Annotated in this window: 12 protein-coding genes; 11 read left to right on the top strand and 1 reads right to left on the bottom strand. The window is 57.3% G+C overall.

Annotation, left to right across the window (positions count from 1 at the left end):
* The first annotated feature begins 88 nt into the window (after nucleotides 1-88).
* From GN111_RS18265 to GN111_RS18215, 11 genes are all read left to right on the top strand, one after another.
* Nucleotides 89-1,705: an MDR family MFS transporter gene (locus GN111_RS18265; protein WP_231715489.1), complete on the top strand. Its 1,617-nt coding sequence runs from the start codon at nucleotides 89-91 to the stop codon at nucleotides 1,703-1,705.
* A 373-nt stretch (nucleotides 1,706-2,078) separates the two neighbouring features.
* Nucleotides 2,079-3,191, top strand: a complete 1,113-nt coding sequence (gene pheA / locus GN111_RS18260; RefSeq protein ID WP_231715488.1) for a prephenate dehydratase — start codon at nucleotides 2,079-2,081, stop codon at nucleotides 3,189-3,191.
* Entirely contained in the window at nucleotides 3,192-4,037 is an 846-nt protein-coding gene (locus tag GN111_RS18255; protein ID WP_155305124.1) for a shikimate dehydrogenase, read from the top strand.
* Nucleotides 4,030-5,292: a 3-phosphoshikimate 1-carboxyvinyltransferase gene (aroA, locus tag GN111_RS18250; protein ID WP_155305123.1), complete on the top strand. Its 1,263-nt coding sequence runs from the start codon at nucleotides 4,030-4,032 to the stop codon at nucleotides 5,290-5,292. The genes GN111_RS18255 and aroA overlap by 8 nt, the downstream gene beginning before the upstream one ends.
* 8 nt (nucleotides 5,293-5,300) lie before the next feature.
* Nucleotides 5,301-5,825, top strand: a complete 525-nt coding sequence (locus GN111_RS18245; RefSeq protein ID WP_155305122.1) for a shikimate kinase — start codon at nucleotides 5,301-5,303, stop codon at nucleotides 5,823-5,825.
* Nucleotides 5,826-6,170: 345 nt separating this feature from the next.
* Nucleotides 6,171-7,262: a chorismate synthase gene (gene aroC, locus GN111_RS18240; RefSeq protein WP_155305121.1), complete on the top strand. Its 1,092-nt coding sequence runs from the start codon at nucleotides 6,171-6,173 to the stop codon at nucleotides 7,260-7,262.
* A gap of 125 nt (nucleotides 7,263-7,387) precedes the next feature.
* Nucleotides 7,388-8,518 (top strand): pyridoxal phosphate-dependent aminotransferase, encoded by a 1,131-nt coding sequence (locus tag GN111_RS18235; RefSeq protein ID WP_155305120.1) that lies wholly within the window; start codon nucleotides 7,388-7,390, stop codon nucleotides 8,516-8,518.
* Nucleotides 8,515-9,246: a prephenate dehydrogenase/arogenate dehydrogenase family protein gene (locus GN111_RS18230; RefSeq protein WP_155305119.1), complete on the top strand. Its 732-nt coding sequence runs from the start codon at nucleotides 8,515-8,517 to the stop codon at nucleotides 9,244-9,246. The genes GN111_RS18235 and GN111_RS18230 overlap by 4 nt, the downstream gene beginning before the upstream one ends.
* On the top strand, nucleotides 9,243-10,070 hold the full coding sequence (gene pheA / locus GN111_RS18225; protein WP_155305118.1) for a prephenate dehydratase: 828 nt from the start codon (nucleotides 9,243-9,245) through the stop codon (nucleotides 10,068-10,070). Before GN111_RS18230 ends, pheA (GN111_RS18225) begins: the two co-directional genes overlap by 4 nt.
* A gap of 119 nt (nucleotides 10,071-10,189) precedes the next feature.
* The gene (locus tag GN111_RS18220) at nucleotides 10,190-10,513 is read left to right on the top strand and encodes a DUF6955 family protein (RefSeq protein WP_155305117.1); all 324 of its coding nucleotides are present in this window, start codon (nucleotides 10,190-10,192) and stop codon (nucleotides 10,511-10,513) included.
* 223 nt (nucleotides 10,514-10,736) lie between these two features.
* A complete protein-coding gene (locus tag GN111_RS18215; RefSeq protein ID WP_155305116.1) occupies nucleotides 10,737-11,309 on the top strand; it encodes a manganese efflux pump MntP in 573 nt (190 codons plus the stop codon).
* A 183-nt stretch (nucleotides 11,310-11,492) separates the two neighbouring features.
* Here GN111_RS18215 and GN111_RS18210 read toward each other — a convergent pair whose 3' ends face one another.
* Nucleotides 11,493-12,827 (bottom strand): dihydroorotase, encoded by a 1,335-nt coding sequence (locus GN111_RS18210; protein ID WP_155305115.1) that lies wholly within the window; start codon nucleotides 12,825-12,827, stop codon nucleotides 11,493-11,495.
* Nucleotides 12,828-12,933: the final 106 nt, after the last annotated feature.

Below are 12,933 nucleotides of genomic sequence, written 5' to 3'. Positions count from 1 at the left end.
ATTCCTACCCGTAAGGCCTCGATTCATTTTCATTGTTGAAGTTCTACCAAATATCATCGGATTTGGCTACAGCACGCCTTAACCGGGTATGCGACCCTTGAATTGCGTCGGCGACCGCTGTATCGTGTTGGCCGGATTTGTCTTTCCTCCGGCCCATGATCGACGAAAGGACTTCATGCCACCGCCGCTGCTTTCCCCCAGACGACGCCTGCTGCTGATCGCGGCCACACTGCTGGCCCTGTTTCTGGCGGCCCTGGACACCCTGATCATGAGTGCGGCGATGCCCTCCATCGTGGCCGATCTGGGTGGACTGCACCTGTACAGTTGGGTTTTTTCCACCTATTTGCTCAGCCGCACCGTGGCCCTACCGGTCTTCGGCAAGCTGGCCGACCTGTTTCCCAATCGCACCCTTTACCTGATTTCCATCCTCATTTTCCTGGCGGGCTCGGTTCTGGCAGGCATGTCCCGGAGCATGACGACCCTTACCGTTTTTCGTGCGGTGCAGGGCATCGGTGCCGGCGGCAACTTCGCCCTGGTATACATCGTTCTGGCGGATATTTCCGAGTCGGAGCACCGGGGGCGCATGATGTCCTATGCCAGCTTCGTTTGGGGGCTGGCCAGTGTGCTGGGACCCTCTTTGGGCGGATTCATCGTCAGTTGGGTTTCCTGGCGATGGATTTTTTACATCAACCTTCCCATCGGGATGCTTTCCCTGGCTGGCATCTGGTTTTTTCTGACGGAAACCCGCCAAAAAAGTCAGACGGTGGAGATCGATTATGCCGGCATTTTCACCCTGACGATAGCCATTTTATCCCTTTTGACGGCTTTTTTGCTGGGGGGCCGGCAGTACGCCTGGACATCTCTGCCGATTGTGGGGCTATTTACCTTTTTTGCCCTTTCAACCGCAGGATTTTACCTGGCCGAGAAACGCAGCCGCGAACCCATCCTGTGCTTCGATTTTTTCCGGCTGCGAGGCTTTTCCACCGGCAACAGCCTGGTCTTTTTCAGCAGTGTGGCGATCTTTTCCCTGTCCGCCTTCAGTCCGCTGTTTATTCAGGGTGCTCTGGGACAGACCCCGGCGCAACTTGGCATCGTCATGATGTTTCTCAGTTTCGGATGGTCCGCCGGCGCCCTGTTCTGCGGCCGCCGGGCCAACCGCTGGGGAGAAAAGCCTTTTGCTCTGGTCGGCGGCGTCATTCTGCTGATCGGCTGTATCATGGCCGTCCGGTTCTCGGCCGCCACGAGCCTGTGGACCTGCGCTTTGGCAATGGGACTGGCCGGGATGGGGATGGGCTTCACCTCCATCGCCACCTTGCTGATCGTCCAAAACGCCGTGGCCAAAAAAGACCTGGGCGTAGCCACCTCCTCTCACCAATTTACCCGCACCCTCGGAGGAACCATATCCATCGGTATCTGCGGCAGCCTGGTTACCGCCCGATTTTCACAGGTGGCCGACGCCCTGAACGCCGCTTCTCTCAAGGGAAGCATACCGCTGGCGGTCATGGACCAGATCCGGCAGAATTTCGAGAATTTCTTCCGCCCGGATGTTCAGCAGCAACTGCTCCCCGGCGTTCAGGCCGCCCTGCATCAGGCCATCGGTCGTTGCGTAATCGACGTTTTCTGGATGGCGTTGGCCGCTTCGGGGATATGCCTGTTGTTCGGGTTGTTTTTACCGGGCAGGAGGCCGGAACAGGACACTCGATGATCAACAGCAGCAACAAATTTTTCACCTATCGTTTCGATGAAATGGAGAATCGTCGCAAAACGGCCCATTTTGAAAAAGCTTGACAGACCGTTATTGGCCCTGTATTTCTTTTCTACTTTTTTGATTGAAAAGGATTAACACAATGCAGCGTTTTACCACCGGGCGATTTTTTTACTTTTATTACTTTTTTAGCGAGGGTCTGCCCGGCGCGCGCTGACTGTTCCGAAACACAAACAGACAAACCAAGCCGTGGGCAGACCAAAAAAACCCACGGCTTTTTTGCTTCAAGGGCCGTGGAGAAAATCTCCCCGGCCCTTTGTTTTCTGAGCAGACAGCTTCCAAACGAACGTAACAGAAGGTGACCGCAACGACCATGAAAGACAAAGAGAATGCAGCGGCATGCACCATGGCCACCGACATCTGCGAGATTCGCGATCAGATCGATCATATCGACAACACGATCCTGGATCTGATCAACCGGCGGCTCAACCTGGCCAAACGGATCGGGGAACTGAAAAAGGACAGCGGCAACCGGGTGGTGGACAGTACCCGCGAAAGCGAAATCCTACGGCGCCTGACCGGACTGAACAAGGGACCGCTCAACCCCAACGTCCTGCACCACATTTTCATTGACATCATCGCCGCCGCGCGGGCCATCCAGGCCTCCCAGCGGGTGGCTTACCTGGGCCCCGAGGCCACCTTCACCCATCTGGCTGCGACTAGCCACTTCGGCTACTCGGTCACCTACGTGCCCCAACCCAGCATTCGCGAGATATTCAGCGAAGTGGAAAAAGGTGCCTGCGACTACGGGGTCGTGCCGGTGGAGAATTCCGTGGAGGGCTCCGTTCGACATACCCTGGATCTTTTTTTCGAATCGGATCTGGGCATCTGCGCCGAGCGCTACCAGCCGGTATCCTACGATCTGCTGGCCCAGGAGATCAGCCTCAGCGCCATCAAAACCGTGTACGCCCACTCCCAGGCCCTCAACCAGTGCCGCAACTGGTTGAACCAATATCTTCCCGGGGCCCGGTTGAAGGAATGCAGTTCCAGCGCTTTTGCCGTCGAACAGGCGGCCGGCCAGAAAGGGGTGGCCGCCATTGCCGGCGGAGGGGCGGCCGCGATTTTCGGCCTGGAGGCGGCGGCGTCCAAAATCGAGGATTTTTCCCGTCCGCCGACGCGCTTTCTGGTGATCGGCAAGGAGCCGGTACGCCCCTCGGGGAAGGATAAAACGTCGCTGATGTTCGCCCTGGCCCATGTGCCCGGCGCCCTGGCCGCCGCCCTGGCGCCCATTACCGACGCCGGCATCAACCTCGTCAAGATAGAGTCACGGCCCACGCGCCACGAAAGCTGGAGCCACTTTTTCTTTATCGATCTGGAGGGGCATATGGAAGACGGCGTCATCAAGAAGGCCATCGAACTGATTCGGCCGCATGCCCTTTACCTGAAGAACCTGGGGTCCTATCCCCTGGTTGGTGTGGGAGTCTGAATGACCATCGACGCCAATACATGCCTGTATGCGGTCATCGGCGATCCGGTGGCCCACAGCCTCAGCCCGGCGATGCACAATGCCGCCTTCGGGCACACAGGATACAACGGTGTCTACACCGCCTTTCGGGTTACGGATCTGCCCGCCGCCATCGCCGGCATCCGGGCGCTGAATATCCGCGGCTGCAGTGTGACCATCCCCCACAAGGTGGCGGTAATGGACCTACTGGACGAGATCGAGCCCCTGGCCCGGCGAATTGGCGCCGTCAACACCATCGTCAACGACGGCGATCGACTTTCCGGGTTCAATTCGGACAGTCCCGGCGCCATGGCCGCATTGCTGGAGAAAACTCCGGTGGCCCACCGGCACGTGGCGGTGATCGGGGCCGGAGGGGCGGCCCGGGCCCTGGCCCACGGCATCAGGGAGAACGGCGGCCGGTTGACCGTCGTCAACCGCAGTGTGGACAAGGGGCAGCGGCTGGCCGGGGAACTGGAAAGCGATTTCTGTCGGCTGGCCGATTTTTCCGGGGTTGGTTATGACATTCTGGTCAATACCACCTCGGTGGGTATGGTTCCAAAGACCGACCGGATGCCTGTTAGACACGCCTGCCTGCGGCCCGGCATGACGGTGATGGACATCGTCTACAATCCCCTGGAAACCAAATTGCTCAAGGCGGCGAGGGAGGCCGGCTGCGCGGTGGTGGACGGCGTGGCCATGTTCGTTCACCAGGGCGCCTGCCAGTTCGAGCGATGGACCGGATTGAAGGCCCCGGTGCAGTTAATGAAGCGAACGGTTATCGATGCGTTGAAACAAACCGGAGAAAAGGAACGCGGTTTTCATGATTGAAATCAAACCCCACCGGTTCGGACATTGCCGGATCAGCGTCCCGGGATCCAAAAGCTACACCCATCGCACCATGATTGCGGCCGCATTATCGGACGGCTCCTGCACGGTGCGAAATCCGCTGCGCAGCCAGGATACCCTGCTGACCCTGGCGGCCCTCGAGAAGATGGGGGCCGCGGTTGTCGATAACAGGGAAACGGTTGACATCGTTGGCTTGAACGGCTGTTTCAAGCCCTGCGACGAATCCATTTACTTGGCCAATTCCGGCACCTCCATGCGCCTGTTGGCCGGAGTGGCGGCCCTGGGCCGGGGAACCTATCGGTTTACCGGTTCGCCGCGCATGTACCATCGCCCCATCGGCCACCTGCTGGAAGCCCTGAACCAGTTGGGTGTCGCCGCCCGGGCGGTGGAGGAAAACGGCTGTCCACCGGTGGAGATTCCCGGAGAACAGGTCTCGGGCGGCCCGGTAACCGTCAACTGCAGCGTCAGCAGCCAGTTCCTCTCATCTTTGCTGCTCATGGCCCCGTGCACGCCAAAAGGAATGTCGATTACCATTTCCCACGGGTTGGTTTCTTCTCCTTACATCGACATGACGGTGGATATCCTTGAGCGCTTCGGCATCCAGGTGCAGCGAGACGGCTATATCCGTTTCGATGTCAAGGGGAACCAGACTTATCGGGCCGGTGTGTACACGGTGGAGCCGGATGCCTCCCAGGCCGGATACTTCTGGGGGGCGGCCGCCATCACCGGCGGCAGCGTAACGGTCAACGGAGTGACCGACGCTTCCAGCCAGGGGGATGTGGGACTGGTCGGGGTGTTCGAGAAAATGGGATGCAAAGTGACCCGAGCGGCCGACAGCATCACGGTTACCGGCGGAACCTTACGAGGGGTGACCGTGGACATGGCCGATATGCCCGACATGGTGCCCACCCTGGCCGTGGTGGCGGCCTTTGCCGAAGGGACCACCGTGATCGAAAATGTTTCGCATCTTAAGGCCAAAGAGAGCGACCGGCTGGCATCCACCTGTGCCGGGCTTGAGAAAATGGGCATCGAGGCCAGGGCCGAAAAAGACCGTCTTGTGGTAACCGGTGGCAAGCCCCGCGGGGCCGATATCCAGACCTACGACGATCACCGTATTGCCATGAGTTTCGCCATGGCCGGGCTGGTGACTCCCGGAGTAAAAATCCTGGAGCCCGACTGCGTGGAGAAATCGTTCCCCAACTTCTGGGAGGTCTGGCAATCGCTGTATGCTGCCTGACAAGCACCATGAACCTTTATCTCATCGGATATCGCTGTACAGGCAAGACTACCGTGGGTCGGTCGCTGACTGAACGTCTCGGCTGGCCGCTGGTGGATACGGATCGTGTGATCGCCGATACCGCGGGTATGAGTATTGATCGCATGGTCGTTTCATACGGCTGGCCGTTTTTCAGGCGGCGGGAATACGAGGTGCTGTCCCGGGTGTCTGCTGGAGACCACCAGGTGGTGGCCACCGGCGGCGGCATTGTGCTCGATGAGCGCAACCGTTTGACCATGAAAACCACCGGCAAGGTGGTCTGGCTCACGGCCAGTGAGACGTGTATCCGGACACGCATGCTGGCCGACGCCGCCACCGATGATAACCGCCCCCCGTTGACCGGCCGTGGATTGCTGGAGGAGATCGAAACGGTGCTGGCGGAAAGGACCCCGCTTTACGAAAGCACCGCCGATCTGGCGATCGCTACAGATCGAGTGAGGATTGAGGAGATCTGTGATCGGATTGTGGAGGATTTGGGGATTGTGAACAGATGACTGAGGACGGAATAGGATCGATGGATGATGGATGCGGGACGAGGGAAGAGGACTCATTTCGGAAGTTTGATGAATTTGCAAAAAGTGCCGCTCTCGTCATGCCGGACTTGATCCGGCATCCAGAACTTATTGAAATGACTGGATAGCGCTGAAGCTTCACTTCATGCCCGGCTTTCGCCGGAATGACGAAAAAATGAGAATTTCGACTTTTTACGGTTTCATCAGGTTTGAATTGCTTCGTCGGACTTCAGACCTACGACCTCGGAATAACCAGTAACTCAACAAACCCAATAAGCCCAATAAACGCAACGAACCCAACAACCCTGACACCCAAGGAGCCAACCCATGTCCAGTACCTTCGGAACCCTATTGAAAGTCTCCACTTTCGGAGAATCTCACTGCAAAGGCGTGGGAGCGGTGTTGGACGGATGCCCTCCCGGTATGCGGCTCAGCGAGGCGGATATTCAACCTCAGTTGGACCGCCGTCGGCCCGGTCAGAGCAAGTTGACCACCGACCGCCAGGAGGCGGACCCGGTCACCATTTTTTCGGGGGTGGAAAACGGTCTTACCCTGGGTACTCCCATCGGTCTTTTCGTACCCAACAAGGACCAGCGACCCGGCGACTACCGGGAAATGAGCAAGATTCCACGTCCGTCCCATGCCGATTTCACCTACCAGATGAAATACGGCATCCGGGCCTCGTCGGGCGGCGGGCGCTCCAGCGCCAGGGAAACCATCGGGCGGGTCGCCGCCGGCGCGGTGGCCGAGAAAATGCTCAGGGAGCGGTTCGGGGTTGAGATTGTCGCCTGGGTCAGTGCCGTCAGCGATATCTCCGCCGACGATGTGGATGATAACCTGGTAACCCGGCAACTGGTGGACGGCAACCCGATGCGCTGTCCCTCCACTGCGGCGGCTGACAAAATGCAGGCCCTGGTGGCCCGTGTCAAGGAAGAGAAAGACAGCGTCGGCGGGATTGTCTCCTGTGTCTGCCGCCGTGTGCCGGCTGGATGGGGCGAGCCGGTTTTCGACAAGCTGGAGGCCAAACTCGCCCAGGCCATGCTCTCCATCCCGGCCACCAAGGGATTTGAAATCGGATCGGGATTTGCCGGCAGCCGGATGCGTGGATCGGTTCACAACGACCCATTTGTTGCGGCCGAAGGGGGGCTGGGGACACGAACCAACAACAGCGGCGGCATCCAGGGCGGCATTTCCAATGGAGCATCGATCGCTTTTCGGGTCGCTTTCAAGCCACCGGCCACTATCGGACTGGCCCAGGAAACCGTCGATTTCGACGGCCAACCGGTTACGCTGGAGGCCAAGGGCCGCCACGACCCCTGCGTCGTGCCCCGGGCTGTGCCTATTGTGGAGGCTATGGTGGCGCTGGTGCTAGGGGATTTCGCCCTGAGACAACACACCCGCTTACAAAATGTTGAATGATTGATTTTTAATTTTGAATGATTGCATGTTGTTAATTTCTTATCAAAAAGAGAACTCCTTCATTCAAAACGATCAATATAAAATTATTAATCGGAATCGTGCCCAGGGATTGGGGAATTGAAAAATTGAAACTGTCTGCCCGTGTACAAAGTATTGAAGGCTCTAAAACCGCCCGCTTCATCCCTCTGCTGGAACAGATGCGGCAGGTGGGGCGGTCCGTGATCAGCCTGGCCATCGGCGAGCCGGCGGCCGATACGCCGCCGGCAGTAATCGAGGCCACGGTCAAGGCCCTGCAGCAACAGAAAACCCGCTACAGTGAAATGGCTGGACTCAAGGAGTTGCGGGCCGCTCTGGCAACCCGCTTCGAAAACTGCAGTCCGGAGAATATCGCCATCTTCAACGGGTCCAAACAGGCCCTGTACGCCGCTTTTCAAACGCTTTGCAATCCGGGCGACGAGGTGATTGTCCCGTTGCCCTGCTGGGTGAGCTTTCCCGAACAGGTCCGGCTGGCCGGCGGCGAGCCGGTGTTCGTGCCTACCGTCGACCACCAACTTGACATGGCGGCCATCCGGTCGGCCGCCAATGAAAAAACCCGGGCTATTTTGATCAACTCGCCCAACAATCCAACCGGGGCCGTTTACCCCCGCCGGGACCTGGAGCAAATCGCCCGGCTGGCCGAGGAAAAAGACCTGTACATCGTTGCCGACGAAGCTTACAGCTATTTCGTTTACGACAATCTGTCGTATGATTCTGTTTACGATCTTGATTCGATCCGGGACCGGTTGATCGTCACCCGCAGCTTTTCGAAGCACTATGCCATGACCGGCTTTCGCGTGGGATACACCGTCGCCCCAAAGGAGACGGCCGCGGCCATGGTCCGGCTCCACAGCCATTTGACCGGTAATGTGTGCACCTTCGCCCAGTACGGTGCGCTGGCTGCCCTGGATATGGACGAAAAGCTGCTTGCCCGCGGCAGAATGGATCTGCAAAGGAAACGCGATCTGGCGTACGATCAGGTGCGGGAACTGTTTCCCTGCATACGGCCCCAGGGTGCCTTTTACCTCTTCCCGGATATTTCGGGCCATCTGGAAAAAGACGAGCATTCCGGCGACTTTGCCGCCCGGATTCTGGAGCGCGCCGGCGTGGCCGTTGTCCCCGGTGAGGACTTCGGGTTGGATGGCCATGTGCGCATCTGTTTTGCAGCACCCGAAGAGCAATTGACAGAAGCATTCAAACGAATTCGAGAGGTCCTATGAGCCGCGTCGGCATTATCGGTTTCGGACGGTTCGGAGCGCTGACCGCCCGATATCTGTCCGCGGATTGTTCCGTTGTTGTTTCCACCCGCAGCGACAAAAACGACGCCATCCTGGCCTGCGGGGCCCGTCCGGTGGATTTTGCGACTGCCTGCGGCCAGCCGGTCGTTATCCTGTGCACGCCCATTTCGGCCATGCAGGAGACCTTGAAACAGGTAGCCCCGCTCTTGAGAAAAGATGCACTGGTGGTCGACGTGTGTTCGGTAAAAGTCTACCCGGTGCAGTGGATGAAAGAACTTTTGCCCAAGAGCGTATCCATCCTTCCCACTCACCCCATGTTCGGTCCGGACAGCGCCGCCGATTCGCTGGAAGGGTGCAAAATCGTTCTATGCCCCGAACGCATCCGTGAGGACCGCTATGAAAAGATCAAATGCTGGCTGGAGGAAAAGGGCCTGGTCGTGATCCAGTCCACGGCCGGAGACCATGACGAGAAGATCGCCGTGACGCTTTCGTTGACTCATTTCATCGGGCGCTCTCTGTCAGCCTTCGGCGCCCGGGACTTGGACATCGACACGGAAGGATACAAGCGGCTCATGCATATCCTGGGAGTCGTCAGCCATGACACCTGGCAGCTCTTCGAGGACATGCATACGTATAACCCCTATGCCAGACAAAAACGCGAGGCGTTTATCGCCGCCATGACAGACATACATGAAAGGCTTAACAGATGAAAGTCGCATTCCAGGGAGAACACGGTGCTTACAGCGAAGTCGCTCTTTACGAACATTTCGGCAACGATGTGGAGGCGGTCGGCTGCGACGCTTTTGACGACGTTTTCGAACTGGTGAACAACGGGGAGGTGACCTATGGCTTCATTCCCGTCGAGAATACCATTGCCGGCACTGTGGTGGAGAACTATGATCTTCTTTTCGCCAACGAAGTGTTCGTTATTGCCGAAGCATATTTGCCTGTCCGCCATACCCTGCTGGCCAAAAAAGGCGCCCGCCTCGAGGATATCAAGGAGGCCTTTTCGCACCCCCACGCCTTAAAGCAGTGCAAGGCATTTTTAAAATCGAAAGATATCCGCATGATGGCCACTTACGACACCGCCGGTGCCGCCAAAGCCGTGGCCTCCGGCGACCGCATGGATCGTGCCGCCATCGCTTCGGAATTGTGTGCCGAAATCTACGATATGGAAGCCCTTGAACGCAACATCCAGAGCAACAGCTCCAACACCACCCGCTTTTTCGTCATTGCGAAAAAGGAGAACGTTCCCGAGAACCATACCACCGGCAAAACCACGGTGGCGTTTAAAACCCGCCACTACCCTGGCGCGTTGGTTGACTGCCTGAAAATTTTTCAGAAATATAAGCTTAACCTCACCAAACTGGAATCGCGGCCCATCCCGGAAAATCCCTGGGAGTACGTTTTCTATGCCGCCTTCGAGGCGGGAATTGACGACGACGAAGTCAAGGCGGCCATCGGTGAACTGACGCTGCACGCCGTTTTCGTCAAGCTGCTGGGCAGCTACCCCAAAGCGGAAAAATGCTGGTAATGCAAGCGATTCGGCCAAAATCTGTTATTGACTGAATTTGTTTCATTTTGTAAGGATTGCCCACCGGAAAGAGCTTGCCACAACAGGCCGTAATCATTTCAGCAAGGAGGAGGGACAAGATGGCGGATTATTACATCAACGTGATTCTCGATGAGGGCAAAAAGGCCACGATCAATGCAGCCGGTTTGGCGGACAAGATTGTTACCATCGACGGCAAAGAAGCCATTCAAGTGGAAATGAGCCGAAAGGAACAGAAAAAACTCGTCAAAGGTTTTTCCGACCTTTCCTTCGACGATTCCAACGCCTGTCAGCTTCCCCCCGAGGCGGAAGATACACTGCTGGGGGTTATTGCCGAGATGCAAACGCTGGATGTCATGAAACTTGCGATCATGAAGCTTTATAACCCGCTGGCGGGCAAGGCACCGCGCGCCGCCATGCGGTAGACCGTTTGCCAACTGGAACCCGGTTCGGGGCGCTGTGGCGCCTTTCGGACCGGGTTCATTTTTTGTACCTATTCAGGGGTTGAAACGCCCGATGTGTTGCAGCTGCCTGAACGCTTACTCATTTTTTTGGCCCGCAGGTATCCAACAGGGCTATCGACATTTTTCCTGTCCATCGCGATCATCCGAAACCCATCAGCTTTAAACGGGAAATCGATCATTGGAGATGATTCATACGCTCGCCCTTGCCGTGGCCCTGGCCATGGATGCCTTTGCCGTTTCCATCGCTTCGGGTGTGGCCCTGAAAACTGTCAATCCGCGCCAGACTTTCCGGCTGGCCTGGCACTTCGGCCTGTTTCAGGCCATGATGCCCGTCATCGGCTGGAGTGCCGGATTAACCGTCCGAAGCCATATCGAGGCCTACGACCATTGGGTTGCCTTTGTTCTTCTGGCCTATGTGGCCCAGGGGATGTTGCGATCAGCGTTCAAGGGTGAAAAAAACGAGAACGAGGCCAAGGATCCCACAAAAGGCGTCACCATGGTGATGCTCTCCGTGGCCACCAGCATCGATGCCCTGGCCGTGGGGCTCAGCCTTTCCATGATCAACGTCTCCATCTGGACGCCGGCGTTGATCATCGGGCTGGTGGCCGGCATATTTACCACCGTCGGCCTGCACTTGGGAAAATGGATCGGCAATGTATCTCAGTTGAGCCGTTGGGCGGAGATGACGGGGGGAATCGTTCTGTTGGGGATTGGCGTTAATATCTTAAGAGAGCATGGGGCGCTTCCCTTCTTTTGAGTGCTCATCCAGAAATGGCCAATTTGCCCGATATCTTTGTTGCGCGAAAAATTTTATCCTCGAAATATCAACCATATGTACCCCAAGGGCACTTCCTTCGGGGCGTCTCCGGTAAAATTTTTCGTGCGCCTCGATCTCGACCAAATTTGCCGATTTCTGGATGAGCACTGCCTACCCTTCTGTCTAACGAGCGAATTCCAATCGCATGCCTGACGGTATCGGATCGATCTTTCCTTCCATATATGCCAGATGTCCGGAAACGATGGTCGCCACGATACTTGATCGAAAGGTGCGGCCGGCAAATGGGGTCCAGCCGCAGCGATAATGAATCGGCTGATCATCGACGGACGTGGGCCGGTCAAGGTCCACCAGCACAAGATCCGCCCAGTAGCCTTCCCGCAGATACCCCCGCTTCCTGACATTGAACAGACGCGCCGGCCCGTGGGCGGTTTTTTCGACGATCTGTTCCAGGGTGAGCACACCATCGTGAAAATGCTCCAGCAGACAGACCAGGGCATGCTGCACCAGCGACAGACCCGACGGTGCCGAAACATAGGGCCGCTGTTTTTCCTCAAGGGTATGGGGCGCATGGTCGGTCCCCACCACATCGATCCTTCCGTCTTGCAGCGCAGTCAGGAGCCCGCATCGATCGACCTCCGTCTTGATGGCCGGATTGCATTTGATCAGGGTGCCTTTGTCGCCATAATCGGTCCCTGAAAAATACAGGTGGTGAACACATGCTTCCGCAGTAATCCGTTTCTCATCCAGCGGTTTGGATGAGAACAGTACCAACTCTTTGGCGGTGCTCAGATGCAGGACATGCAACCGGGTTTGGCATCGTCTGGCCAGATCGACAGCTAAGGCGGTGGACCGGTAGCATGCGGCTTCGCTGCGGATGGCCGGATGGAGCGCCATGGGGATATCTTCACCGTGGATGGATTGAAAACGGCGGGTGTTTTCATCGATTGTCGGGCTATGCTCGCAGTGGGTGGCGACGATGACCGGACTGCAGGTGAAAATCTGCTCCAGCGCAATGGGATCGTCTACCAGCATGTTTCCGGTGGACGCCCCCATAAAGACTTTCACGCCGCAGGCCTGCAACGGATTCAGCTTCTTGATGGTTTCGATGTTGTCGTTGGTGGCTCCCAGGTAAAAGCCATAGTTGGCGAAAGAGGTTTTTTCTGCGATGCGATGTTTTTCCTCCAGCCGTTCGATGGTGGTGGTGGCCGGTGAGGTGTTGGGCATCTCCATGTAACTGGTGATGCCGCCGGCCACGGCCGCAAGGGATTCGGTGCCGATGTCTCCTTTGTGCGTGAGGCCTGGCTGGCGAAAGTGAACCTGGTCGTCGATCATCCCCGGAAGCAAGGCGTTGCCGGCTGCATCGATAACCCGGTCGGCCTGCTTTCCCGCAAGGTCTCCGCCAATGGCATCAATGCGACCGTTTCGGACAAGCACATCCCGATGGCTCGAGCGGCCTTCGTTTACCGTTAATGCATTGGCGATCAAAATCGTTGCCATGGTTGCATCCTCAAGTATACGGATCTTTATTCAGGGCGGGTGAATTGAGCAGTCCTGCGGTATAGCTTTATAATTATCAGTGTACAGGCAGCCTGGCGGCTTGTCC

This window comes from Desulfosarcina widdelii, assembly GCF_009688965.1.
GTDB lineage: Bacteria > Desulfobacterota > Desulfobacteria > Desulfobacterales > Desulfosarcinaceae > Desulfosarcina > Desulfosarcina widdelii.
Note: the sequence above shows the minus strand (reverse complement) of the source record. Positions and strands in the feature narration are given on the sequence as shown.

Excerpts from the sequence above, each read along its gene's own strand:
- GN111_RS18255 (WP_155305124.1), top strand. The coding sequence starts at position 3,192 with ATGACCATCGACGCCAATACATGCCTGTATGCGGTCATCGGCGATCCG.
- GN111_RS18220 (WP_155305117.1), top strand. The coding sequence starts at position 10,190 with ATGGCGGATTATTACATCAACGTGATTCTCGATGAGGGCAAAAAGGCC.
- GN111_RS18210 (WP_155305115.1), bottom strand. The coding sequence starts at position 12,827 with ATGGCAACGATTTTGATCGCCAATGCATTAACGGTAAACGAAGGCCGC.
- GN111_RS18265 (WP_231715489.1), top strand. The coding sequence starts at position 89 with ATGCGACCCTTGAATTGCGTCGGCGACCGCTGTATCGTGTTGGCCGGA.
- pheA (WP_155305118.1), top strand. The coding sequence starts at position 9,243 with ATGAAAGTCGCATTCCAGGGAGAACACGGTGCTTACAGCGAAGTCGCT.
- GN111_RS18215 (WP_155305116.1), top strand. The coding sequence starts at position 10,737 with ATGATTCATACGCTCGCCCTTGCCGTGGCCCTGGCCATGGATGCCTTT.
- aroC (WP_155305121.1), top strand. The coding sequence starts at position 6,171 with ATGTCCAGTACCTTCGGAACCCTATTGAAAGTCTCCACTTTCGGAGAA.
- aroA (WP_155305123.1), top strand. The coding sequence starts at position 4,030 with ATGATTGAAATCAAACCCCACCGGTTCGGACATTGCCGGATCAGCGTC.
- GN111_RS18230 (WP_155305119.1), top strand. The coding sequence starts at position 8,515 with ATGAGCCGCGTCGGCATTATCGGTTTCGGACGGTTCGGAGCGCTGACC.
- GN111_RS18245 (WP_155305122.1), top strand. The coding sequence starts at position 5,301 with ATGAACCTTTATCTCATCGGATATCGCTGTACAGGCAAGACTACCGTG.
- pheA (WP_231715488.1), top strand. The coding sequence starts at position 2,079 with ATGAAAGACAAAGAGAATGCAGCGGCATGCACCATGGCCACCGACATC.